Source organism: Acidovorax sp. (genome assembly GCF_046339755.1).
Taxonomy (GTDB): Bacteria; Pseudomonadota; Gammaproteobacteria; order Burkholderiales; family Burkholderiaceae_C; genus Acidovorax.
Genome location: NZ_JBKDTZ010000218.1, coordinates 1 through 20,928, shown reverse-complemented (window position 1 = coordinate 20,928; position 20,928 = coordinate 1). Strand labels below are relative to the sequence as shown.

The 20,928-nt window shown below is 64.9% G+C and carries 29 protein-coding genes and 1 tRNA gene; 9 read left to right on the top strand and 21 right to left on the bottom strand.

Translation table 11 applies throughout. The features are described 5' to 3' along the window. Positions 1–111 precede the first annotated feature (111 nt). Positions 112–1,062, bottom strand: coding sequence for a sugar kinase (locus ACK59X_RS18340; RefSeq protein ID WP_409959494.1), 951 nt, complete (start codon positions 1,060–1,062; stop codon positions 112–114). Further along, positions 1,055–1,447 carry a RidA family protein gene (locus ACK59X_RS18335; RefSeq protein WP_409959492.1) on the bottom strand — a complete coding sequence of 131 codons (393 nt, stop codon included), beginning with the start codon at positions 1,445–1,447 and terminating at the stop codon, positions 1,055–1,057. Before ACK59X_RS18335 ends, ACK59X_RS18340 begins: the two co-directional genes overlap by 8 nt. A gap of 153 nt (positions 1,448–1,600) precedes the next feature. Here ACK59X_RS18335 and ACK59X_RS18330 point away from each other — a divergent pair, with 153 nt between their 5' ends. The 9 genes from ACK59X_RS18330 to ACK59X_RS18290 all read left to right on the top strand — a co-directional run bounded on the left by ACK59X_RS18330 (position 1,601) and on the right by ACK59X_RS18290 (position 11,378). Beyond that, entirely contained in the window at positions 1,601–3,160 is a 1,560-nt protein-coding gene (locus ACK59X_RS18330; RefSeq protein ID WP_409959490.1) for an ABC transporter substrate-binding protein, read from the top strand. Between the two features lie 27 nt (positions 3,161–3,187). Further along, the gene (locus ACK59X_RS18325; protein ID WP_409959488.1) at positions 3,188–4,135 is read left to right on the top strand and encodes an ABC transporter permease; all 948 of its coding nucleotides are present in this window, start codon (positions 3,188–3,190) and stop codon (positions 4,133–4,135) included. Between the two features lies 1 nt (position 4,136). After that, entirely contained in the window at positions 4,137–5,006 is an 870-nt protein-coding gene (locus tag ACK59X_RS18320) for an ABC transporter permease (RefSeq protein ID WP_409959486.1), read from the top strand. 64 nt (positions 5,007–5,070) lie between these two features. Continuing rightward, complete coding sequence (locus ACK59X_RS18315) at positions 5,071–6,117, top strand: ABC transporter ATP-binding protein (RefSeq protein WP_409959484.1); 1,047 nt, start codon at positions 5,071–5,073, stop codon at positions 6,115–6,117. Next, positions 6,114–7,091 carry an ABC transporter ATP-binding protein gene (locus ACK59X_RS18310; RefSeq protein ID WP_409959482.1) on the top strand — a complete coding sequence of 326 codons (978 nt, stop codon included), beginning with the start codon at positions 6,114–6,116 and terminating at the stop codon, positions 7,089–7,091. The genes ACK59X_RS18315 and ACK59X_RS18310 overlap by 4 nt, the downstream gene beginning before the upstream one ends. A 39-nt stretch (positions 7,092–7,130) precedes the next feature. Then, positions 7,131–8,414, top strand: coding sequence for an amino acid deaminase (locus ACK59X_RS18305; protein ID WP_409959480.1), 1,284 nt, complete (start codon positions 7,131–7,133; stop codon positions 8,412–8,414). 13 nt (positions 8,415–8,427) lie between these two features. Further along, positions 8,428–9,381 carry a MurR/RpiR family transcriptional regulator gene (locus ACK59X_RS18300; RefSeq protein ID WP_409959478.1) on the top strand — a complete coding sequence of 318 codons (954 nt, stop codon included), beginning with the start codon at positions 8,428–8,430 and terminating at the stop codon, positions 9,379–9,381. A 3-nt stretch (positions 9,382–9,384) separates the two neighbouring features. Further along, positions 9,385–10,857, top strand: a complete 1,473-nt coding sequence (locus ACK59X_RS18295) for an N-acyl-D-amino-acid deacylase family protein (protein ID WP_409959476.1) — start codon at positions 9,385–9,387, stop codon at positions 10,855–10,857. 125 nt (positions 10,858–10,982) lie between these two features. Beyond that, the gene (locus tag ACK59X_RS18290; RefSeq protein ID WP_409959475.1) at positions 10,983–11,378 is read left to right on the top strand and encodes a tautomerase family protein; all 396 of its coding nucleotides are present in this window, start codon (positions 10,983–10,985) and stop codon (positions 11,376–11,378) included. A gap of 54 nt (positions 11,379–11,432) precedes the next feature. On the opposite strand, the gene ACK59X_RS18285 is transcribed toward ACK59X_RS18290, so the two are convergent. From ACK59X_RS18285 to ACK59X_RS18195, 19 genes are all read right to left on the bottom strand, one after another. Beyond that, a tRNA-Met gene (locus ACK59X_RS18285) sits at positions 11,433–11,509 on the bottom strand. Positions 11,510–11,529: 20 nt separating this feature from the next. Further along, positions 11,530–11,928 carry a 50S ribosomal protein L17 gene (gene rplQ, locus ACK59X_RS18280; RefSeq protein ID WP_409959473.1) on the bottom strand — a complete coding sequence of 133 codons (399 nt, stop codon included), beginning with the start codon at positions 11,926–11,928 and terminating at the stop codon, positions 11,530–11,532. A gap of 159 nt (positions 11,929–12,087) precedes the next feature. Next, positions 12,088–13,080, bottom strand: a complete 993-nt coding sequence (locus tag ACK59X_RS18275; protein WP_409959471.1) for a DNA-directed RNA polymerase subunit alpha — start codon at positions 13,078–13,080, stop codon at positions 12,088–12,090. 116 nt (positions 13,081–13,196) lie between these two features. Then, on the bottom strand, positions 13,197–13,820 hold the full coding sequence (gene rpsD, locus ACK59X_RS18270) for a 30S ribosomal protein S4 (protein ID WP_409959469.1): 624 nt from the start codon (positions 13,818–13,820) through the stop codon (positions 13,197–13,199). A gap of 90 nt (positions 13,821–13,910) precedes the next feature. Next, entirely contained in the window at positions 13,911–14,315 is a 405-nt protein-coding gene (rpsK, locus tag ACK59X_RS18265; RefSeq protein ID WP_005793662.1) for a 30S ribosomal protein S11, read from the bottom strand. Between the two features lie 18 nt (positions 14,316–14,333). Beyond that, positions 14,334–14,699 (bottom strand): 30S ribosomal protein S13, encoded by a 366-nt coding sequence (rpsM, locus tag ACK59X_RS18260; RefSeq protein WP_035206424.1) that lies wholly within the window; start codon positions 14,697–14,699, stop codon positions 14,334–14,336. Between the two features lie 23 nt (positions 14,700–14,722). Next, positions 14,723–14,836, bottom strand: a complete 114-nt coding sequence (gene rpmJ, locus ACK59X_RS18255; protein WP_005793651.1) for a 50S ribosomal protein L36 — start codon at positions 14,834–14,836, stop codon at positions 14,723–14,725. Positions 14,837–14,983: 147 nt separating this feature from the next. Then, the gene (gene secY / locus ACK59X_RS18250; protein WP_409959466.1) at positions 14,984–16,303 is read right to left on the bottom strand and encodes a preprotein translocase subunit SecY; all 1,320 of its coding nucleotides are present in this window, start codon (positions 16,301–16,303) and stop codon (positions 14,984–14,986) included. A 24-nt stretch (positions 16,304–16,327) separates the two neighbouring features. Further along, a complete protein-coding gene (gene rplO, locus ACK59X_RS18245) occupies positions 16,328–16,759 on the bottom strand; it encodes a 50S ribosomal protein L15 (RefSeq protein ID WP_007861727.1) in 432 nt (143 codons plus the stop codon). Positions 16,760–16,769: 10 nt separating this feature from the next. Beyond that, positions 16,770–16,952, bottom strand: a complete 183-nt coding sequence (rpmD, locus tag ACK59X_RS18240) for a 50S ribosomal protein L30 (RefSeq protein ID WP_005793644.1) — start codon at positions 16,950–16,952, stop codon at positions 16,770–16,772. A gap of 13 nt (positions 16,953–16,965) precedes the next feature. Further along, positions 16,966–17,484 carry a 30S ribosomal protein S5 gene (gene rpsE / locus ACK59X_RS18235; RefSeq protein WP_409959464.1) on the bottom strand — a complete coding sequence of 173 codons (519 nt, stop codon included), beginning with the start codon at positions 17,482–17,484 and terminating at the stop codon, positions 16,966–16,968. A gap of 17 nt (positions 17,485–17,501) precedes the next feature. Next, on the bottom strand, positions 17,502–17,867 hold the full coding sequence (gene rplR / locus ACK59X_RS18230; RefSeq protein WP_007861721.1) for a 50S ribosomal protein L18: 366 nt from the start codon (positions 17,865–17,867) through the stop codon (positions 17,502–17,504). Positions 17,868–17,878: 11 nt separating this feature from the next. Beyond that, the gene (rplF, locus tag ACK59X_RS18225; RefSeq protein WP_409959461.1) at positions 17,879–18,412 is read right to left on the bottom strand and encodes a 50S ribosomal protein L6; all 534 of its coding nucleotides are present in this window, start codon (positions 18,410–18,412) and stop codon (positions 17,879–17,881) included. Positions 18,413–18,436: 24 nt separating this feature from the next. After that, positions 18,437–18,832, bottom strand: a complete 396-nt coding sequence (rpsH, locus tag ACK59X_RS18220; RefSeq protein WP_007861717.1) for a 30S ribosomal protein S8 — start codon at positions 18,830–18,832, stop codon at positions 18,437–18,439. A gap of 20 nt (positions 18,833–18,852) precedes the next feature. After that, on the bottom strand, positions 18,853–19,158 hold the full coding sequence (gene rpsN, locus ACK59X_RS18215) for a 30S ribosomal protein S14 (RefSeq protein ID WP_007861712.1): 306 nt from the start codon (positions 19,156–19,158) through the stop codon (positions 18,853–18,855). A gap of 8 nt (positions 19,159–19,166) precedes the next feature. Next, positions 19,167–19,706, bottom strand: coding sequence for a 50S ribosomal protein L5 (gene rplE, locus ACK59X_RS18210; RefSeq protein ID WP_005793632.1), 540 nt, complete (start codon positions 19,704–19,706; stop codon positions 19,167–19,169). Between the two features lie 9 nt (positions 19,707–19,715). After that, positions 19,716–20,036: a 50S ribosomal protein L24 gene (rplX, locus tag ACK59X_RS18205; protein ID WP_026435326.1), complete on the bottom strand. Its 321-nt coding sequence runs from the start codon at positions 20,034–20,036 to the stop codon at positions 19,716–19,718. Positions 20,037–20,045: 9 nt separating this feature from the next. Continuing rightward, on the bottom strand, positions 20,046–20,414 hold the full coding sequence (gene rplN, locus ACK59X_RS18200) for a 50S ribosomal protein L14 (protein ID WP_007861702.1): 369 nt from the start codon (positions 20,412–20,414) through the stop codon (positions 20,046–20,048). A gap of 194 nt (positions 20,415–20,608) precedes the next feature. Next, the coding region (locus tag ACK59X_RS18195) for a glycerol-3-phosphate dehydrogenase C-terminal domain-containing protein (protein ID WP_409959458.1) at positions 20,609–20,928 on the bottom strand (320 nt) is incomplete at its 5' end.

Sequence of the window (20,928 nt, the reverse complement as noted above, 5' to 3'; positions counted from 1 at the left end):
TTCCCCCAAAGGGGGACGCCCCCAGCGCGGCGGGGCGGCCCTTGCGCGGGGGCACTCGCCCAGGTCGCGCCAGTTTCCTGACGCTGCGACTATTGCCACGCTCCCCTTACATCAAGCCGCCACCTGCACCTGGCGCGCGTACGGCAGCGGCGCCACGGCGCCATAGCCCTGCACGGCCAGGGCGGCGGCGGCGTTGGCATAGCGCGCTGCGGTGAAGACATCATCGCCCTGGGCCAGGCGGGCCAGCAGGTTGCCGCAGAAGCAGTCGCCCGCCCCCGTGGCGTCCACGGGGGTCACGCGCAGGCCGGCGATGCGCTCCCTGCGCTGGCCGTCGCTGGCCAGGGCCCCCTCGGCACCGAGCTTGAGCACCACGGTGGCGGCACCGCGCGCGTGGCCCCAGTCAACGATGGCCTCGGGATCGGACAGGCCGGTCAGGGCCTGCATGTCCTCCAGGCTGGGCAGGAAGATGTCGCACAGCGCCACGGCCTGCGCGATGCAGGCCTGGGCGCGCGCCAGCGGCCAGAGCTTGAGGCGCAGGTTCGAGTCGAAGGCCACCCGGGTGCCAGCCTCGCGTGCCAGGCGCATGGCCTCGAAGGCGGTGTCGCAGGCCTGCGGCGAGATGGCCAGCGAAATGCCGGACAGGTGCAGGATGCGCGCGGCGCGCAGCACCGCCGCGGGCTCGCCGGCCAGCCACTGCGGCGCCATGCGGCTGGCAGCCGAGCCGGCGCGCAGGTAGCTGAACTCGTGCCCATTCGCTCCGTGGGTGACGAAGTAGATGCCGGTGGGGTGTTCGGCGTCGCTCTGCACGGCGCGGGTGTCCACCCCCTCGGTGCGCCACAGCGTGGTGAGGGCCTGGCCGAAGCTGTCCTGCCCGATGCGGGTGAGGTAGGCCGTGCGGGCGCCGGCCCTTGCCGCTGCGATCACTGCATTGCTGGTGTCGCCACCAAAGCCACGCAGGTACTGCGGCTGGCCGGGATGGACCTGGTTGAACTCGACCATGGCCTCGCCGAGCGCAGCCACGTCGAAGATCTTGCCCGCAGAGGAGTTGGCGTGTTCAGGCACGGGGCTTGTAGGCAGTGACGTCGATCTCGACCTTGGCGTCGATCATGAGGCGCGACTCCACCGTGGAGCGTGCCGGGCGGTGATCGCCGAAGCACTCCATGTAGACGCGGTTGAAGCTGCCGAAGTCGCGCGCATCGGCCATCCAGACGCTGACCTTGGCCACATCGGCCAGGGTGCAGTCGGCCAGGGCCAGGGCGTCCTTGACGCGCTGGAACACCTGGCGCGTCTGCGCCTCGATGCCGCCGACGATGACCTGGCCCTGGTCGTCCGTGGGCACCTGGCCCGAGACAAAAACGAAGTCGCCGGCGCGCGTGGCGGGCGACAGGGGCCGCGCCTGGCGGTCGGAGGCGATGGGGGATTGGCCCAGCAGTTCTACATGGCTCATGGATCAAGCTCCTTGTGTAAATTATTTACACCAAACATTCTAAAAAACCCGTTTGACTTTCACAAAAGGGTAATCTACGATGAAAAATGTAATGTTATTACTTATGGAGCCACGATGCAATCCTCATCCATCCGCGATTGGTTGACGCCCGGAATGCCTGTTCAGGCAGCCAGGCGCAGTGTTCTGGGCTTGGCCGCCAGTGCGGCCGTGCTCGTGGCCCTGGGATCGGGCCAGCCCGCCCTGGCGGCGCCCGCCAAGGGCGGCGCCGCCAACCTGGCCATGGTCGGCGAGCCCCAGGGGCTGGACCCCATGGTGAGCACGGCCGACCTGGTCGGCACCATCATGCAGCACGTGTACGAACCGCTGTACACCTTCGACGCGAACTGGGCCGTGGCGCCCATGCTGGCCGAGGGCCTGCCCACCGTGTCGAAGGACGGGCTGACCTACACCATCGCGCTGCGCAAGGAAGTGAAGCTGCACAACGGCCGCGACCTGAATGCCGAGGACGTGGTGGCCTCGCTGCAGCGCTGGATGGAACTGTCGCCCCGCGGCAAGGCCGTGGGCAAGGAGGTGGCTTCGCTCACCGCCAAGGGAGCGCTGACGGTGGAGCTCAAGCTCAAGGCCCCCTACGCGCCGCTGCTGGCCCAGCTGGCCCTGCCCAGCGGCATGGCGGCCATCATGGCCAAGGAGAGCATCGCGCCGCAGCTCAAGGAATTCGTCGGCACCGGTCCCTACAAGTTCAGGGAGCGCCGCCCCGACCAGTTCACGGTGCTGGTGCGCCACGACACCTACAGCGCCCGCAAGGAGGCCCCGAGCGGCTATGCCGGCCGGCGCGAGGCCCTGCTCGACGAGCTTCGCTTCGTGCCCGTGCCCAATGCCAACACGCGCGTGGAAGGCGCGCTGTCGGGCCAGTTCCAGTACGCCGACCTGCTGCCCGTGGAAGCGGCCGGCCGCATCGACAAGGGCGCACCGGCTGTGGTGCCCATCGTGACCAAGAACTTCGGCTTCCCCTACATCGTCTTCAACACCAAGGAAGGCGTGCTCGCCGCGCAGCCACTGCGCCGCGCCGTGCAGACCGCCGTGGGCTCGGGCGAGCTGCTGGCAGCGGGCTTTGGCGACAACCGCTTCTTCGTGGTGGAACCCAACTTCTTCCCCAAGGGCACGCCCTACTACGCGGACGCCGGCAGCAAGCTCTACAACGAGCGCAACCCGCAGGCTGCCAAGGACCAGGCGGCCAAGGCCGGCTACAACGGCCAGCCGGTGCGCATCATGGCCAGCCGGCAGTACGAGTTCCACTACAACATGGCGCTGGTGATGGCCGAGCAGCTCAAGAAGGCAGGCTTCAAGACCGAGCTGCAGGTGGTGGACTGGGCGACCCTGGTGCAACGGCGCAACGACCCCAAGCTGTGGGACGTGTACTTCACGCACTCGGGCCTGTTCCCCGAACCCATGCTGTCGCCGCCGCAACTGGGTGATGGCGCACCGGGCTGGTGGGATTCGCCCGCCAAGAAGGCCACGCTCACGGCCTTCAACCAGGAGACCAATGTCGCCAAGCGCGGGCCGCTGTGGGGTGCCGTGCAGCAGGTGGTATATGACGAGGTGCCCTTCATCGAGGTGGGCAAGTTCAACAGCCTGTCGGCCCGCTCGGCCAAGCTCGAAGGCTACACGCCGGCGATCTGGCCGTTCTTCTGGAACACGGGCCTGGCCAAGTAAGCCCCCACTGCACGAAGGTTCGTTGCCATGCGTTTTCTGATGACCCGCCTGGGCGGCGCCCTGGTGGTGCTGGCCCTCGTCGCGGTGCTGGTGTTCGCGCTCACGCGCCTGGCCTCGGGCGACCCGGTGGCGCTGCTGCTGGGCGACCAGGCCACGGCCGCCGACATTGCCGCGGCGCGCACGCAGTACGGGCTGGACAAGCCCCTGCCCACGCAGTTCGTGCTCTGGGTGGGCGAGCTGCTGCAGGGCAACCTGGGCCAGTCCATCTTTCTGCAGCGCCCGGTGGCGCAGGCGCTGCTTGAGCGCGCCGAGCCCACGCTGTTCCTGGCGCTGTTCGCGGTGGGCATCGCGGCGCTGATCGGCATCCCCTGCGGCATGGCAGCCGCCATCTGGCGCGGCAGCCCCGGTGACCAGGCCCTGAGCGGCGTGGCCATGCTGGGCGCCAGCGTGCCCAGCTTCTGGCTCGGGCTGATCCTGATCCAGCTGTTCGCGGTCAAGCTCGGCTGGTTCCCGGCATCGGGCTATGGCGACCCGGCCTCGCCGCTGGCCGAGCGCCTGTCGCACCTGCTGCTGCCGGCACTGGTGCTGGGGCTGCTGAACTCGGCGCTGATCATCCGCTTCACACGCGCCTCCATGCTCGACATCCTGGGCGAGGACTATGTGCGCACCGCACGCGCCAAGGGCCTGGCCGAGGGCACGGTGATGGTCAAGCACGTGCTGCGCAATGCGCTGGTGCCCATCGTCACAGTGCTGGGCCTCACGCTGGCGCTGATGATCGGCGGCACCGTGGTGACCGAGACGGTGTTCAACCTGCCCGGCGTGGGCAACCTGGTGGTGCGTGCCGTGCTGCGCCGCGACTACCCGGTGATCCAGGGCACGCTGCTGGTCATCGCGGCCATCTATGTCTTCATCAACCTGGCCATCGATTTTCTGTACACGCTGGTCGATCCGCGCATCCGGCTGGAGGGCCAATGATATGTTGCAACGCCTGATTCGCAACCTGCGGGACTACTGGCTGCCGCTGGCGCGCAAGCTGTTCGCACGCAAGGTGGTGCTGGCCTCGGCCATCGTGCTGGCCCTGGTGGTCGCGGTGGCCACGGTGTTCCCCTGGGTGTCGGACGCCGACCCCAACGCCATCTCGATCAGCGAGCGCCTGAACGCTCCCTCGGCCGCGCACTGGGCTGGCACCGATGAGTTGGGGCGCGACGTGATGCTGCGCATCGTGCACGGTGCGCGCTATTCGCTGCTGATCGGCGGGCTGACTGCCGCGGGCGCCGTGCTGTTCGGCACGCTGCTGGGCATGTTCGCAGGCTTCTTTCGGCGGCTGGACGCGCCGCTGATGCGCGTGGTGGACGCGATGATGTCCTTCCCCGACATCCTCTTGGGCATCGCGCTGGTGTCCATCCTGGGCGCCTCGCTGTGGAACGTGATGCTGGCGCTGGTCATCGTCTACACGCCGCGCGTGGCGCGTGTGGTGCGGGCCAGCACCCTGGTGCTGCGCGAGCTGCTGTTCGTCGATGCCGCGCGCGCCCTGGGCGTGCGCACACCGCGCATCCTGCTCAAGCACATATTGCCCAACCTGGTTTCGCCCATCCTGGTGCAGGTGACCTTCATCTTCGCCTATGCCATCCTGGCCGAGGCGGGCCTGTCCTTCCTGGGCGTGGGCGTGCCGCCCGACATCCCCACCTGGGGCACCATGATCGCTGGCAGCCTGGAGTCGGCAGACCGCGCGTTCTGGACCATTCTCTACCCGGGCCTGGCCATCGTGTTCACCGCCCTGTCGCTGCAGATGCTGGGCGACGGCGTGCGCGACCTGCTCGACCCCAAGCTCAAGAAGGCCGCATGAGCTTCTTTCACCGACCCACGCAAGCGCCCGCCCCAGGCGAGCGCGTTACGAAGGCACCCACCCCATGACCACCCCCACGGCTGCCCGGCTCGAAGTGCAGGGCCTGTCCACCTCGTTCGCCACCGACGCCGGCCGCATCCAGAGCGTGGCCGACGTGTCCTTTGCCATCCACCCGGGCCAGACGCTGGCGCTGGTCGGAGAGTCGGGCTCAGGCAAGTCCGTCACCAGCCTCACGCTGATGGGCCTGCATGCCAAGACCTCGCAGGCGCAGGTGGGCGGCCAGGCCTGGTTCACCCGGCGCGACGGCCGGCGCGTGGATCTGCTGGCCCTGCCCGAGGCCGAGCGCCGGGCGCTGCGCGGCAACGAGATCGCGATGGTCTTCCAGGAGCCCATGACCAGCCTGAACCCGGTGCTGACCGTGGGCGAGCAGATCGCCGAATCGGTGCGCCTGCACCTGAAGCTCGACCGCAAGGCGGCTCTGGCCCATGCCCAGCGCATGCTGGATGTGGTGGAGATACCGGCCGCCAAGCAGCGCGTGCACGAGTACCCGCACCAGCTGTCGGGCGGCATGCGCCAGCGCGTGATGATCGCGCTGGCCATGGCCTGCAACCCCACGCTGCTGATCGCCGACGAACCCACCACCGCGCTGGACGTGACCATCCAGGCGCAGATCCTGGCGCTGATGGGCCGGCTGCAGAAGGAGACGGGCATGGGCATGCTGTTCGTGACCCACAACCTGGGCGTGGTGGCGCAGTACGCCGATGCCGTGGCCGTGATGTACGCGGGCCGCATCGTCGAGTCGGCCCCGGTGCACGAGCTGTTCGCACAACCCGAGCACCCCTACACCCGCGGCCTGCTGGCCTGCCTGCCCGGCGTGGCGCGGCGCCATGCCACCAGCGTGGCCGGGCAGCGGCCGCGCCTGGTGGCCATACCGGGCCAGGTGTCGAGCCCTCTGGCGCCGCCGCCGGGCTGCGCCTTTGCGCCGCGCTGCGAGCGCCGCATCGCGGCCTGCGACGCACGCATGCCCGCCCTGTCCGACGATGGCGGCGCCAACCGCAGGGTGCGCTGCATCCGCGTGGGCCAGGAAACGCACGAAGATGTGGCCGCATGAGCGCCGTTGCCAGCGAGAACCTTATCGAGGTGCGCGGCCTGCGCAAGTACTTCGGCAGCGGCACGCACCCGGTGCGGGCGGTGGACGACGTGAGCTTTGCCATCCGGCGCGGTGAGACACTGGGCCTGGTGGGCGAGTCGGGTTCGGGCAAGAGCACCATCGGCCGGCTGCTGACCCGGCTGGTGGACCCGACGGCAGGGCAGATGCTGTACCACGGCGGCGAGGCCGCTGGGCAGGACTTGGCGGGAATGAGCCAAGGCCAGTTCCGCCCGCTGCGCTCGAAAATACAGATCATCTTCCAGGACCCGTATGCCAGCCTGAATCCGCGCATGCGCATCCGCGAGGTGCTGGGCGAGGCGCTGGACACGCACAAGCAGGCGCGCGGCGCGGAGCGCCAGCCGCGCATCCAGGAGCTGCTGGCGCAGGTAGGCCTGCGGCCCGAGCATGCGGACCGGTTCCCGCACGAGTTCTCGGGCGGGCAGCGCCAGCGCATCGGCATTGCGCGCGCGCTGGCGGTGCAGCCGAACTTCATCGTGGCGGACGAGCCGCTGTCGGCGCTGGATGTGTCGATCCAGGCGCAGGTGGTGAACCTGCTGGGCGACCTCAAGGAACAACTGGGCCTGACCTTGCTGTTCATCTCGCACGACCTGGACGTGGTGGAGTACCTGTGCGACCGCGTGGTAGTGCTCTACCTGGGCCGGGTGATGGAGATCGCGCCCACCAGCGCGCTGTATGCGCGGCCGGCCCATCCCTATACGCGCGCCCTGCTCGCGGCCGCGCCCATACCCGACCCGGCGCAGCGGCGTACCATCCCCCTGCTGCAGGGCGACCTGCCCAGCCCCGCCAACCCGCCCTCGGGCTGCGTGTTCCGCACACGCTGCCCGCACGCGGTGGCCGAATGCGCCAGCGCCGACATGGCCCTGCGCCCCGTGGGCACCGAGCACTGGAAGGCCTGCTGGCGCGATGACATCTGACCTGCGCGGCCCCGCCGCGCCCTCAACCAACGAGATTCCATGACCACCACCGACTTCACCCTGGACTCCACCTGCAAGAGCTATCCCATCGCCGCAGCGCCCTGCCGCGTGAGCGAGATTGCCGCGCGCGGCTGGAACGTGCTGGCCGATGACCTGGCCTTCCCGCTGGCGGTGCTGAGCCGCTCAGCGCTGGCGCACAACCTGGCCTGGATGCAGGATTTTGCGCAGCGCAAGGGCATTGCCCTGGCGCCGCACGGCAAGACCACGATGTCACCCCAGCTGTTCGCGCAGCAGCTGGCGGCCGGTGCCTGGGGCCTGACCTTCGCCACGGCCTTCCAGGTGGCGGTGGGCGTGGAGGCGGGCGCGCGCAAGATCATCATCGCCAACCAGGTGGTCTGCGATGCGGACCTGGATGCGCTCGATGCGCTGCTGGTGCATCATGGTGACCTGGCAGTCTGGTTCCTCGTGGATTCGCTGGCGCAACTGGCACTGGTTGAGGACTGGAAGCAGCGCCGCGGGAGCGCCCGGGTGTTCAACGTGCTGCTGGAGATGGGCATCCCCGGCCAGCGCACCGGCTGCCGCACACTGGACGAGGCCCTGGCCCTGGCGCGCGCGCTGGCGGCGTCGAAGGCCGTGCAGTTCGATGGCATCGAGTGCTACGAGGGCGGCGTGGCGCGCTGCGACAACGAGCACGACGCCCGAGAAGTGACTGCGCTGGTGCGCCGGGTGATGGAGGTGGCACGCGCCTGCGACGGCGAGCACCTGTTCGCCAGCGAACGCATTCTGCTCACGGCCGGCGGCTCGGCCGTGTTCGACCTGGTGGTGCCGCTGCTGCAGGCGCAGGGCCTGTCGCGCCCCATCGAGGGTGTACTGCGTTCGGGCTGCTATGTGACGCACGACCATGGCAACTACCAGCGCTTTCTCAGGAACGTGGAGCAGCGCGAAGGGCTCGATGCCTCGCTGCGCCCTGCTCTCACGGTCTGGGCCATGGTGCAGTCGGTGCCCGAGCCGGGCCTGGCCTTGCTGACCTGTGGCCGCCGCGACATCTCCTACGACCTGGAGATGCCGATCGCCGTGCAACTGGCCCGGCGCGGCGAGCGCACGGCTGTGGATGCACCGGCCGGCTGGAGCGTGAGCGCATTGAACGACCAGCATGCCTATCTGCGCTTCGATGCCGCGGCCGGCGATGCCGTCGCGCCCCGTGTGGGTGACCGCGTGGCCCTGGGCATTTCGCACCCCTGCACCACCTTCGACAAGTGGTGCTGGATGCCGGTGGTGGAAGACGATGGGGCCGTGACCGGTGCCATCAGCACCCGTTTCTGATGCAGGGCCGCGCATGAACACCAGCAGCGTGCCCAACCCTCTGCCCCCCAGCCCGGCCCCCGGGCTGCTGCAGCAATTGCGCGAGCGCCAGGACAGTCTGCCCGAAGCGCAGCGCAGCGTGGTGCGCGCCGTGCTTGAAGACCCGCGCGCCGCCGTGGCGGCCACGGTGGAGCAGTTGGCACAACAGGCCGGCGTGTCCATGCCGACCATCGTGCGCACCTGCCGCAGCTTCGGCTACGACTCGGTGCGCGAGTTCATGCTGGCGCTGGCGCAGGACCTGGCGGTCTCGGGCTCCTACCTGCACCGCAGCGTGCTGGCCGAGGACACGGCGCAGGACGTCTCCAGCAAGATCATCCACGCGGCCGTCTCGTCGCTGACCGAGCTGGGGCGGCGCATCGATGTGGACGTGATCGACCAGGTGGCCGCCAAGCTCGCCAAGGCGCGGCGCATCGACTGCTACTCGGTGGGTGCGGCGTCGACCTTCACGGCCAGCGAGCTGCAGAGCCGGCTGTTCCGCCTGGGCCTCACGGCCAACGCGATCTTCGACGCGCACCAGCAACTGGTCTCGGCCAGCACGCTGGGGCCCGAGGGCGTGGCCTTCGTGGTCTCGCACGTGGGGCGCATGCCCTACACGGTGGAAGCAGCGCGCTTCGCACGCTCGCAAGGTGCCACGGTGGTCGCGCTGACCCAGCCGGGCACGCCGCGGGCCGAGACGGCCGACCTGGTGCTGGCCGTGTCGGTACCGCAGGACGCGGTGATGCGCGTGGGCACCGAGGCCTACCTGGCCCACCTGGTGGTGATCGAGATCCTGATGGTGCGCCTGGCGCAGCAGCTGGGACCGGTGGCCACGCGGGGGCTGCAGCAATTCAAGCAGTTGCTGCACAAGCACGGATTCGACAGCGCCGAGTATTCGGGCGCCATGGACCACGGCCCGGGCATGCACAAGCCGGGCCAGAAAGACAACTGATTGATGGCAGCGACCCAAGCAACCCTGCTCAAGAACGGAACCATCATCGACGGCACGGACCAGCCCGGTTGGACCGGCGATCTGCTGATGGTGGGCGAGCGCATCGCGGCCCTGGCGCCCCCCGGCGCCATCGACCCGGCCCTGCTGGCGGGCATGGCGGTGGAAACCATAGACTGCGCCGGCCTGGTGGTCGCGCCCGGTTTCATCGACGTGCACACGCACGATGATGCAGCCGCCATCGATGCTCCCGACATGCTGCCCAAGCTCTCGCAGGGCGTGACCACGGTGAGCGTGGGCAACTGCGGCATCTCGCTGGCGCCCGGGGTGACCGATGCCCCGGCGGCTCCGCTGTCGCTGCTGGGAAAGCGCCAGTTCCGCCACGCCGGCATGGCCGACTACGCGCGCGCCGTGGATGCCGCGCAGCCCAGTGTGAACGTGGCCGCGCTGCTGGGTCACACGGCCCTGCGCATGCGCCACCTGCGCGACCTGGGCCAGGCAGCCACGGCCGAGGAGCGTGCCGCCATGGCGGCCGACATGCAGGAGGCCATGGATGCAGGTGCGCTGGGGCTGTCTTCCGGCGTGTTCTACAAGGAGGCCTATGCAGCCGACCTTGTCGAATTGACTGAGCTGGCCAGCGTGGCGGCACGCAATGGCGGGGTCTACGCCACGCACATCCGCGACGAGCTGGCGGGCATTCTGCCGGCACTGCAGGAGGCGGCGCAGACGGCGCGCCAGGCCGGGTTGCCGCTGGTGCGGTCGCCCCACACGTGCGCGGGCGCCGCGAACGGGGGGCGCACGCGCGAGCCCCTGCCGCTGATCGAATCGCTGGCCCAGGGCCAGCCCATCAGCCTGGACGTGTACCCCTACACCGCGGGCTCCACGGTGCTGCGCACCGACCTGGTGGACGGGGTGATCGACATCCTGATCACGGGCAGCCAGCCGCATCCCGAGATGGTGGGCCGCTACCTCAAGGACATCGCGCGCGAATGGGACATGACCGAGCAGGCGGCCTGCGACCGGCTGCAGCCCGGTGGCGCCTGCTACTTCCAGATGCGCGAGGACGATGTGGAGCGCGTGATATCGCACCCGCTGGCCATGATCGGCTCGGACGGCCTGCCGCACGACGAGCGCCCCCATCCGCGGCTGTGGGGCGCCTTCCCGCGCGTGCTGGCCTGCTACTGGCGTGAGAAGGGTCTGCTGCGGCTGGAAGAGGCCATCCACAAGATGACAGGCCTGTCGGCCCAGCGCTTTCACATCGGCGAGCGGGGGCGCCTGGCCGCAGGCCACATGGCCGACGTGGTGGTGTTCGACCCGGCGCGCGTGCGCGATACCGCAAGCTACGAGAAGCCCGTGCAGTTCAGCGAAGGCATCGAGCGCGTGTGGGTGAACGGGGTGCTGAGCTACACCGCCAAAGGCCGCGCCACAGGAGCACGTGCCGGGCGCTTCATCCGCCGGCAGGCCATGACGCCCGTCTGAGGCTTGCCCAGGACGGGCTTTGCAGCGATTGCAAAGCCGCTTCCCGCGGGCCGCCGTGTCCGAAAACCGGGCCGAAAACTACAGTGGAGGCACCTACCAAGGCATTCACTGAACAGGAGTTTTCCATGCCCATCATCAACGTCAAAGTCTCTGCCGAACGCTCGGCCGCCCTGTCGCAGCGCATCTCGGACACGCTGCTCGACCTGAGCACCCGCATCCTGGGCAAGAACCCGAAGATCACGGCGGTCACGGTTTCGTATGTGCACCCCGAGGACTGGATCGTGGGCGGCAGCAGCCTGGCCGCCCAGGGCAAGAGCAGCGTCTACCTCGACATCAAGGTGGTCGACGAGACCAACACCAAAGCCGAGAAGGCGCGCTACATCGCCGAGGTGTTCGCGGCGTTCCAGGGCCTGCTGGGCGAGCTGCACGAAGAGAGCTACATCTACGTGCAGGACGTGCGTGCCACGGCCTATGGCTATGGCGGCAAGACCCAGGAGTTCCGGCACCAGCATCCCCAGTGACCTGACAGCGCCCAAAACAAAAAAGCCCACTCGAAAGTGGGCTTTTTGCAATATTGGTTGCGCGAGGAGGATTTGAACCTCCGACCTTTGGGTTATGAGCCCAACGAGCTACCAGACTGCTCCATCGCGCGGCAAGATTGAATTATATACCTTATTCAGCGGCTGCGGCCGAAGAATTTTCAGTTTTTTCTTCAGCGCGGTCGACCAATTCAACCAGGGCCATGGGCGCGTTGTCGCCAACACGGAAGCCCATCTTCAGGATGCGGGTGTAGCCGCCTGGACGCGCGTTGAAGCGGGGGCCCAGGTCGTTGAACAGCTTGGTCACGCTGTCGCGGTCGCGCAGGCGGTTGAAGGCCAGGCGGCGGTTGGCAACGGTGTCGACCTTGGCCAGGGTGATCATGGGCTCGATCACGCGGCGCAGTTCCTTGGCCTTGGGGACCGTGGTCTTGATGGCCTCGTGCTCGATGATCGAGTTCATCATGTTCTGCAGCATCGCAAGGCGGTGCGAGCTGGTGCGGTTGAGTTTGCGGAGGCCGTGTCCGTGGCGCATGGTGCTTTCCTTCTACTGTCTTAGTAATTAATCGGGCAAGCCGTATCAGGTACTTTCCGAGGCACTGTTCCCTCGGGGGGAACGAAAAGTCCCCCTTGCGGGGGACCCTGAAAAACCGGGTTCCCCTGTTTTGGGGAACTCAGGATTATAGGTTTTGGCTTAGCGCTTGTCCAGGCCTGCTGGTGGCCAGTTCTCGAGCTTCATGCCCAGCGTGAGACCACGCGAGGCCAGCACTTCCTTGATTTCGTTGAGCGACTTGCGGCCCAGGTTGGGCGTCTTGAGCAACTCGTTCTCGGTGCGCTGGATCAGGTCACCGATGTAGTAGATGTTCTCGGCCTTCAGGCAGTTGGCGGAACGCACGGTCAGCTCGAGCTCGTCCACAGGGCGCAGCAGAATCGGATCGAACGTGGCATTGCCGCGTGGGCCTGCAGGTGCGTCGAACGCAGCCAGCTCGCCGCCTTCCAGCTGTGCGAACACGGCCAGTTGTTCCACCAGGATCTTGGCCGATGCGCGCACGGCGTCTTCGGCGGTGATGGCACCGTTGGTCTCGATCTCGACGACCAGCTTGTCCAGGTCGGTACGTTGCTCCACGCGGGCGCTTTCCACGGTGTAGCTCACGCGCTTCACGGGGGAGAACGAGGCGTCCAGCACAATGCGGCCGAGCGACTTGGTGGATTCGTCGGCGTAGAGGCGCAGGTTGCCCGGCACGTAGCCACGGCCCTTATCCTCCTGGCTCTGCATGTACAGCTTGCCACCGGCCGACAGCGTGGCGATCACGTGGTCGGGGTTGACGATCTCGACGTCATGGGGCGTCTGGATGTCGCGCGCGGTCACCACGCCTTCACCATCCTTGCGCAGGCTCAGCGTGACTTCGTCACGGTTGTGCAGCTTGAACACCACGCCCTTGAGGTTCAGGAGGATGTTGACCACATCTTCCTGGACGCCATCGATGGACGAGTACTCGTGCAGAACGCCTGCAATGGTGACTTCCGTCGCTGCGTAACCCACCATGGACGAGAGCAGGACGCGCCGAATGGCGTTGCCCAGCGTGTGGCCGTAGCCACGCTCGAACGGCTCCAGCGCGACCTTGGCACGGTTGTGGCCAAGCTGCTCGACATTGATCGCCTTGGGTTTCAGCAAATTGGTTTGCATTCAGACTTCCTCTCAATACCCCCAGCTCGTTACACCGGTAAGGCTGGTGAAGCGCCTAAACCGCGATGCCTCGCGGTTCAGGTACGGTTTTCTCGAAATGTGATTCGAACTAGCGATTAGCGCGAATACAACTCAACGATCAGCGATTCGTTGATGTCGGCACCGAACTCGTCGCGGTCAGGCACCTTCTTGAACACGCCTTCTGCCTTGTCGGCATTGACGTCCACCCATGCGGGCATGCCCACTTGTGCGGCCAGTTGCAGCGCTTCGACAATGCGGTTCTGCTTCTTGGACTTTTCGCGCACGGCCACGACATCGCCGACCTTGACCAGGTACGAAGGGATGTTGACCGACTTGCCGTTCACAGTGATGGCGCAGTGCGACACCAGCTGGCGGGCTTCTGCACGCGTGGAGCCGAAGCCCATGCGGTACACGACGTTGTCCAGGCGCGATTCCAGCAGGAACAGCAGGTTGGCACCGGTGTTGCCCTTGCGGCTGTCCGCGGTTTCGAAGTAGCGGCGGAACTGCTTTTCCAGGATGCCGTACATGCGCTTGACCTTCTGCTTTTCGCGCAGTTGCAGGCCATAGTCGGACGTGCGGGCACCGGAGGTGCGGCCGTGTTGACCAGGCTTGGAGTCGAACTTGCACTTGTCCGCAATGGAGCGACGGGCGCTCTTGAGGAACAGGTCGGTGCCTTCACGGCGGGAGAGTTTGGCCTTGGGGCCGAGGTAACGTGCCACTTGAACTTCCTTTATGTCATCTACCGCAAACCATTGCGGGAGCCGCCTGCGTCGCTCTCGCGTACGCAGGCGGCGGTGGGCTTGTGAAAATCAGATACGACGGCGCTTTTGAGGGCGGCAGCCGTTGTGCGGGACTGGCGTCACGTCGGAGATCGACGTGATGCGGATGCCCAGGGCACCCAGAGCGCGCACCGAGGATTCGCGACCAGGACCGGGGCCCTTGATCTCGACGTCCAGGTTCTTGATGCCTTGGTCGATGGCGGCGCGGCCAGCCACTTCCGAAGCCACCTGGGCTGCGAAAGGCGTGGACTTGCGCGAGCCCTTGAAGCCTTGGCCACCCGACGAGGCCCACGACAGGGCATTGCCCTGGCGGTCCGTGATCGTGATGATCGTGTTGTTGAACGAAGCATGCACGTGGGCAATGCCGTCCGACACGTTCTTGCGAACCTTCTTGCGAACGCGCTGTGCTGCGTTATTGGCTGGAGACTTGGCCATATTGATCTTTCAATCTCTTTATTTCTTCAGTGCAGCAGCACCCTTGCGCGGGCCCTTGCGGGTGCGTGCATTGGTACGGGTACGCTGACCACGCATCGGCAGACCACGACGATGGCGGAAACCACGGTAGCAGCCAATGTCCATCAAACGCTTGATGTTCATGGTGGTTTCGCGGCGCAGATCACCTTCGATGGTGAATTGCTCGATCTGCTCGCGAATCTTTTCCAGATCGCTGTCCGTCAGATCCTTGATCTTCTTGGAGTAAGCGATGCCGGTGGCTTCGCAAATCTTGCGAGCGCGTGTGCGACCAATCCCGAAAATGGAGGTCAAACCGATTTCCGCGTGCTTGTGGGGCGGAATGTTGATGCCAGCGATACGTGCCATATGCGTCCTCTAATACTTTCCAATCAACCCTGGCGCTGCTTGTGACGCAGATCCGTGCAGATCACGCGCACCACACCCTTGCGGCGGATGATCTTGCAGTTGCGGCAGATTTTTTTGACCGAAGCCGAAACTCTCATTGCATTCTCCTAAAACTTTTCCATCCGTCCCGGCTGTCTTGCACGGAACACAATCTTTGTGCCCGCTACAAAATCGTGGGGCGCCAACTAACCTAAACCTTGCTTGCAGGGACCAGGCGCTGCATGCGCCCAGAACCTTCCTACCCGTCAACCGCCTTGATTGCCTTTGAAATTGGCTTTCTTGAGCAGCGACTCATACTGTTGCGACATCATGTAGTTCTGCACCTGGGCCATGAAGTCCATGGTCACCACCACGATGATCAACAGCGAAGTTCCACCAAAGTAAAACGGTACGTTGTACTTCAGGATCAAGAACTCGGGCAGCAGGCAGACGAAGGTGATGTAAACCGCCCCCGCCAGTGTCAGTCGCACAAGAATCTTGTCGATATAACGGGCCGTCTGTTCACCAGGACGGATCCCGGGAATGAACGCACCGCTCTTCTTCAGGTTGTCTGCCGTTTCACGGCTGTTGAAGACCAGCGCCGTGTAGAAGAAGCAGAAGAAGATGATCGCCGCAGCGTAGAACATCACATACACCGGTTGACCAGGCGTCAGGGCCGCGGAGATGTCGCGCAACCAGCGCATCGACTCCCCGGCACTGAACCAGTTCACCACGGTGGCTGGCAGCAGGATGATGGACGAAGCGAAGATGGGAGGAATCACACCTGCCATGTTCAGCTTCAAGGGCAGGTGCGACGATTGTCCACCGTAGACCTTGTTCCCCACCTGCCTGCGCGCATAGTTCACGAGGATCTTGCGCTGACCGCGTTCCACATACACCACGAAGTAGGTCACCGCAGCGACCACCAGCACGATGAAGATGGCTGCCAGGATGCTCATCGCACCCGTGCGCACCAGCTCCAGCAGGCCGCCGATGGAGCTTGGCAGACCGGCCGCGATACCTGCAAAGATCAGGATCGAGATGCCGTTGCCAAGACCACGTTCCGTGATCTGCTCACCGAGCCACATCAGGAACATGGTGCCAGCCGTCAGGCTGACCATGGCCGTGATGCGAAAACCCATGCCGGGGCTGAGCACCAGGCCGGCCGAGCTTTCCAGCGCCACGGCAATGCCGAGCGACTGGAAAATGGCCAGGCCCAGCGTGCCGTAGCGCGTGTACTGGGTGATCTTCCTGCGGCCGGCTTCGCCTTCCTTCTTCAGCTGCTCGAACGTCGGGACCACGTAGGTCATCAGTTGCATGATGATCGATGCCGAGATGTACGGCATGATCCCCAGTGCAAAGACGGTAAAGCGCGAGAGCGCTCCACCCGAGAACATGTTGAACAGGTTCAGGATGCCGCCTTGCTGGCCGCTGAAAAGCTGCTGAAGTTGGGCTGGATCGATACCGGGCACGGGGATATGCGCCCCGATGCGGTACACGATCAGCGCAAGCAACAGAAAAACCAGGCGACGACGCAAGTCGCCGAACTTGCCGGTTTTTGCAATTTGAGCCGCGCTAGTAGCCACAGGTACCTTCTTTCAGAACCAAAATCAGGCCAGGCTGCCGCCGGCAGCTTCGATAGCCGCCTTGGCACCTGCGGTAGCGCCCACGCCCGTCAGCTTGACAGCCTTGGACAGAGCGCCGCTCTTGATGACCTTGACCACCTTGGCCAGCTCGCCGATCAGGCCGGCTTGCTTCAGAGCAAGCACGTCCACTTCGGCCAGGCCCAGCTTGTCCAGATCGGTCAGCGTGACTTCGGCGTTGAACTTGAGCGATTGCGACTTGAAACCGCGCTTGGGCAGACGGCGTTGCAGAGGCATTTGACCGCCTTCGAAACCCACCTTGTGGTAGCCGCCCGAACGCGACTTCTGGCCCTTGTGACCACGGCCAGCGGTCTTGCCCAGACCGGAGCCGATACCGCGGCCTACACGGCGCTTGGCATGCTTGGCGCCGTCTGCGGGCTTGATGCTATTGAGTTCCATGATCTATCTCTCAGACGATTTTGACCAGGTAGCTGATCTTGTTAATCATGCCGCGCACTTCGGGCGAATCCTTCAACTCGCTGACGCTGTTCAGCTTGCGCAGACCCAGGCCACGGACGGTGGCACGGTGCGATTCCTTGGTGCCGATGGGGCTGCGCACCAGTTGAATCTTGACGGTTTGTTGCGTAGTCATTTACAGCTTCCAATCAGGCGAAGATGTCTTCGACCGTTTTGCCGCGCTTGGCTGCCACTTGCGAAGGCGTCGTGGAGTTCACCAGGGCGTCAAAAGTGGCGCGGACCATGTTGTAGGGGTTGGACGAACCATGGCTCTTGGCCACGATGTCGGTCACGCCCAGCACTTCGAAGACAGCGCGCATCGGGCCGCCGGCGATGATACCGGTACCCTTGGGAGCGGGAGCCATCATCACAACGGCAGCGCCGTGGTGGCCGGTCACATTGTGGAAGATCGTGCCGTTCTTCAGCGAGACCTTCACCATGTTGCGGCGAGCTTCTTCCATTGCCTTTTGCACGGCAGCAGGCACTTCCTTGGACTTGCCCTTGCCCATGCCCACGCGGCCGTCACCGTCGCCGACCACAGTCAGTGCGGCGAAGCCGAGGATACGGCCGCCCTTCACGACTTTGGTCACGCGGTTGACCGCGATCATTTTTTCGCGCAGACCGTCGTCACGACCTTCGTCTTGCACCTTGGGTTGAAATTTAGCCATTTTGTATTCCGTTCCGCTTAGAACTGCAGACCCGCTTCGCGGGCTGCATCGGCCAGGGCCTTGACGCGACCGTGGTAGGCAAAGCCCGAGCGGTCGAACGCAACCTTCTCGACACCGGCTGCCTTCGCCTTTTCAGCGATGCGCTTGCCGATGGCCGTGGCAGCGGCGGCATTGCCACCCTTGCCAGAGCCGCCGAGTTCCTTGCGGACGTCGGCTTCTGCGGTGGAGGCACTTGCCAGCACCTTGCTGCCGTCGCCGGAGATGACGCTGGCGTAGATATGGAGATTCGTGCGGTTCACGGTCAGACGGGCCACGCCTTGCTGGGCAATGCGGATGCGGGTCTGGCGCGAACGACGAAGACGCTGCTCTTTCTTGGTCAACATGCTGCAGCTCCTTACTTCTTCTTGGTCTCTTTGATCGTGATCTTCTCGTCCGCATAGCGGATGCCCTTGCCCTTGTAGGGCTCGGGTGGACGAACAGCACGGATCTCAGCGGCAATTTGGCCAACACGTTGGCGGTCGGCGCCCTTCACGACCACTTCCGTGGGCGTGGGGGTGGCCACCGTGATGCCAGCAGGCATCTCGATGTTGACGGGGTGCGAATAACCGACAGCCAGGTTCAGCTTGGCACCGGATGCGGCGGCCTTGTAGCCCACGCCGATCAGGGTCAGCTTCTTCTCGAAGCCCTTGCTCACGCCCACAACCATGTTGTTGACGAGCTGGCGGATCGTGCCGCTCATGGCATTGGCTTCGCGGGAGTCGTTGACGGGCTCGAAGCTGAGCTTGCCGTCGTTGCTCGACACCTTCACCAGCACGTTCTGCGCCAGCGACAGGGAACCACCAGAACCCTTGACGGAGATCTGGTCGGCTTTAACGGACACATCCACGCCTGCGGGGATGGTCACGGGCATTTTTCCTACTCGGGACATTTCAGTTTCTCCTCAATGCCGCGCTTAGGCCACGTAGCACAGCACTTCGCCACCGACACCGGTTGCGCGCGCCTTGCGGTCGGTCATCACGCCCTTGGGCGTCGTGACGATTGCCACACCCAGACCGTTCATGACTTGTGGAATGGAATCATGGCCCTTGTACACACGCAGGCCAGGGCGGCTGACGCGCTCGATGCGCTCAATCACCGGACGACCAGCGTAGTACTTCAGGGAGATTTCGAGTTCGGACTTGCCGGATTCGGTCTTGACCTGGAATCCGTCGATATAACCCTCGTCCTTCAGCACCTGGGCGATGGCAATCTTCACCTTGGAAGAAGGCACCAGCACCGTGGCCTTGGCGACCATCTGTGCGTTACGGATGCGGGTCAGCAAGTCAGCGATAGGATCACTCATGCTCATGTTGTAATTCTCCTGCCTGCTTACCAGCTGGCCTTGGTGACACCAGGGATGTCGCCTGCAAAAGCCAGTTCACGGATCTTGGCGCGGGCCAGACCGAATTGACGGAAGGTACCGCGTGGGCGACCGGTGATTTCGCAACGGTTGCGCTGGCGCGTGGGGTTCGCGTTGCGGGGGAGCTTCTGCAGGCCCAGGCGGGCTGCATCACGCTCTTCGTCGCTGCGCTTGGCGTCACCGGCGATCGCCTTCAGTTCCGCATACTTCGTTGCGTACTTGGCGGCCAGTTTTTCGCGCTTCAGTTCGCGCTGGATCAAAGCTACTTTAGCCATACCCTGCCTCAGTTCTTGAACGGGAAACGGAAACCAGCCAGAAGAGCCTTGGCTTCTTCGTCGGACTTGGCCGTCGTGGTGATGCTGATATTGAGACCGCGCAAGGCATCGACCTTGTCGTACTCGATTTCAGGGAAAATGATCTGTTCCTTGACGCCGATGTTGTAGTTGCCACGGCCGTCGAATGCGCGACCGGAGATACCACGGAAGTCACGCACGCGGGGCAGAGCCACGGTCACGAAACGGTCCAGGAACTCATACATCTGCACGCCACGCAGCGTGACCATGCAACCGATGGCCTGGCCTTCGCGGATCTTGAAACCGGCGATAGCCTTCTTGGCCTTGGTCACCACGGGCTTCTGACCAGCGATCTTGGTCAGGTCTGCCACGGCGTTGTCCATCACCTTCTTGTCCGACACGGCTTCGCTCACACCCATGTTGAGGGTGATCTTGGTCAGACGGGGAACCTGCATGGGCGAGGTGTAGCCGAACTGCTTGGTCAGTTCGGGAGCGATCTTGTCGCGGTAGATTTCTTGGAGTCGTGCCATGTTTGCCCCTTAGGCCGCCTTGATTTCGGCGCCGCTGGACTTGAACACGCGAACGCGTGCGCCGTCAGCCTGCACCTTGATGCCCACGCGGTCAGCCTTGCCGGTGGCCGCATTGAAGATGGCAACATTGGACTGGTGGATAGGCATGGCCTTTTCCACGATGCCGCCCGTCGTACCCTTCATGGGGTTCGGCTTGGCGTGCTTCTTGACCAGGTTGATGCCGTCGATGACGAGGTAAGAGTCATCCTTGCGCAGCGACACCGTGCCACGCTTGCCTTTGTCGCGCCCGGTCAGCACGATGACTTCGTCGCCCTTGCGAATCTTGTTCATGGCGAGTCCTTAGAGAACTTCAGGAGCCAGGGACACGATCTTCATGAACTTCTCGGTACGCAGTTCACGCGTCACGGGTCCAAAGATGCGGGTGCCGATAGGCTCCAACTTTGCATTCAGCAACACTGCAGCGTTGCCATCGAATTTGACGAGCGAGCCGTCGCCGCGGCGAATACCCTTCGCCGTACGCACCACCACTGCGCTGTAGACCTCGCCTTTTTTGACGCGGCCGCGCGGAGCAGCTTCTTTGATGCTCACTTTGATGATGTCGCCAACGCTTGCATAGCGACGCTTCGAGCCACCCAGCACCTTGATGCAAAGGACGGACTTGGCGCCGGTATTGTCGGCAACCTCTAACCGAGATTCTGTCTGGATCATTTCAATATTCCCAACTTGCACCAGAAGACCACGGCCCCAGAGAACGTCTCAAGGGCTGCAGATCAGCCAGTCAGTCTTGGGCCCGTCGTCCGCACCGCAAACCATTTGCAGCACTTCCCGCTGGGCAGAAACTTCACGTAGGAAACGCGAAGCCCTCGATTATTGCAAAGCGGCAGGCAAAAGTCAACCGCCTATCACACCGGAGCGTGCAAATACTGCTCGGCGAGCGACAAGAATGCATCCAGTTGCGGATCGACGCCCAATTCCTCCTGCAGGAGGGCCGCCACACGGGGGGCGCAGGCGATGGCCTGGCGGGCGTCCAGGAACAGCATGCGCGAGCGGCGGGCCAGCATGTCTTCCACGGTGCAGGCGTATTCGTGGCGCGCGGCAAAGCGCACCATGGCCTCGGTCAGCCCGCCACCCAGGTCCTCGCCGGCGCCCTGCAACCCACGCACGACGGCGGCTTCGCTGCCATAGGAATGCAGACCCTGGGCGTCGCTGATGCGGTGGCGCA

What these genes read in the sequence shown, in the direction of transcription:
- ACK59X_RS18335 (WP_409959492.1), bottom strand. Translation starts at nt 1,447, where the DNA reads ATGAGCCATGTAGAACTGCTGGGCCAATCCCCCATCGCCTCCGACCGC.
- ACK59X_RS18330 (WP_409959490.1), top strand. Translation starts at nt 1,601, where the DNA reads ATGCCTGTTCAGGCAGCCAGGCGCAGTGTTCTGGGCTTGGCCGCCAGT.
- ACK59X_RS18325 (WP_409959488.1), top strand. Translation starts at nt 3,188, where the DNA reads ATGCGTTTTCTGATGACCCGCCTGGGCGGCGCCCTGGTGGTGCTGGCC.
- ACK59X_RS18320 (WP_409959486.1), top strand. Translation starts at nt 4,137, where the DNA reads ATGTTGCAACGCCTGATTCGCAACCTGCGGGACTACTGGCTGCCGCTG.
- ACK59X_RS18315 (WP_409959484.1), top strand. Translation starts at nt 5,071, where the DNA reads ATGACCACCCCCACGGCTGCCCGGCTCGAAGTGCAGGGCCTGTCCACC.
- ACK59X_RS18310 (WP_409959482.1), top strand. Translation starts at nt 6,114, where the DNA reads ATGAGCGCCGTTGCCAGCGAGAACCTTATCGAGGTGCGCGGCCTGCGC.
- ACK59X_RS18305 (WP_409959480.1), top strand. Translation starts at nt 7,131, where the DNA reads ATGACCACCACCGACTTCACCCTGGACTCCACCTGCAAGAGCTATCCC.
- ACK59X_RS18300 (WP_409959478.1), top strand. Translation starts at nt 8,428, where the DNA reads ATGAACACCAGCAGCGTGCCCAACCCTCTGCCCCCCAGCCCGGCCCCC.
- ACK59X_RS18295 (WP_409959476.1), top strand. Translation starts at nt 9,385, where the DNA reads ATGGCAGCGACCCAAGCAACCCTGCTCAAGAACGGAACCATCATCGAC.
- ACK59X_RS18290 (WP_409959475.1), top strand. Translation starts at nt 10,983, where the DNA reads ATGCCCATCATCAACGTCAAAGTCTCTGCCGAACGCTCGGCCGCCCTG.
- rplQ (WP_409959473.1), bottom strand. Translation starts at nt 11,928, where the DNA reads ATGCGCCACGGACACGGCCTCCGCAAACTCAACCGCACCAGCTCGCAC.
- ACK59X_RS18275 (WP_409959471.1), bottom strand. Translation starts at nt 13,080, where the DNA reads ATGCAAACCAATTTGCTGAAACCCAAGGCGATCAATGTCGAGCAGCTT.
- rpsK (WP_005793662.1), bottom strand. Translation starts at nt 14,315, where the DNA reads ATGGCCAAGTCTCCAGCCAATAACGCAGCACAGCGCGTTCGCAAGAAG.
- rpsM (WP_035206424.1), bottom strand. Translation starts at nt 14,699, where the DNA reads ATGGCACGTATCGCTGGCATCAACATTCCGCCCCACAAGCACGCGGAA.
- rpmJ (WP_005793651.1), bottom strand. Translation starts at nt 14,836, where the DNA reads ATGAGAGTTTCGGCTTCGGTCAAAAAAATCTGCCGCAACTGCAAGATC.
- rplO (WP_007861727.1), bottom strand. Translation starts at nt 16,759, where the DNA reads ATGGAACTCAATAGCATCAAGCCCGCAGACGGCGCCAAGCATGCCAAG.
- rpmD (WP_005793644.1), bottom strand. Translation starts at nt 16,952, where the DNA reads ATGACTACGCAACAAACCGTCAAGATTCAACTGGTGCGCAGCCCCATC.
- rpsE (WP_409959464.1), bottom strand. Translation starts at nt 17,484, where the DNA reads ATGGCTAAATTTCAACCCAAGGTGCAAGACGAAGGTCGTGACGACGGT.
- rplR (WP_007861721.1), bottom strand. Translation starts at nt 17,867, where the DNA reads ATGTTGACCAAGAAAGAGCAGCGTCTTCGTCGTTCGCGCCAGACCCGC.
- rplF (WP_409959461.1), bottom strand. Translation starts at nt 18,412, where the DNA reads ATGTCCCGAGTAGGAAAAATGCCCGTGACCATCCCCGCAGGCGTGGAT.
- rpsH (WP_007861717.1), bottom strand. Translation starts at nt 18,832, where the DNA reads ATGAGCATGAGTGATCCTATCGCTGACTTGCTGACCCGCATCCGTAAC.
- rpsN (WP_007861712.1), bottom strand. Translation starts at nt 19,158, where the DNA reads ATGGCTAAAGTAGCTTTGATCCAGCGCGAACTGAAGCGCGAAAAACTG.
- rplE (WP_005793632.1), bottom strand. Translation starts at nt 19,706, where the DNA reads ATGGCACGACTCCAAGAAATCTACCGCGACAAGATCGCTCCCGAACTG.
- rplX (WP_026435326.1), bottom strand. Translation starts at nt 20,036, where the DNA reads ATGAACAAGATTCGCAAGGGCGACGAAGTCATCGTGCTGACCGGGCGC.
- rplN (WP_007861702.1), bottom strand. Translation starts at nt 20,414, where the DNA reads ATGATCCAGACAGAATCTCGGTTAGAGGTTGCCGACAATACCGGCGCC.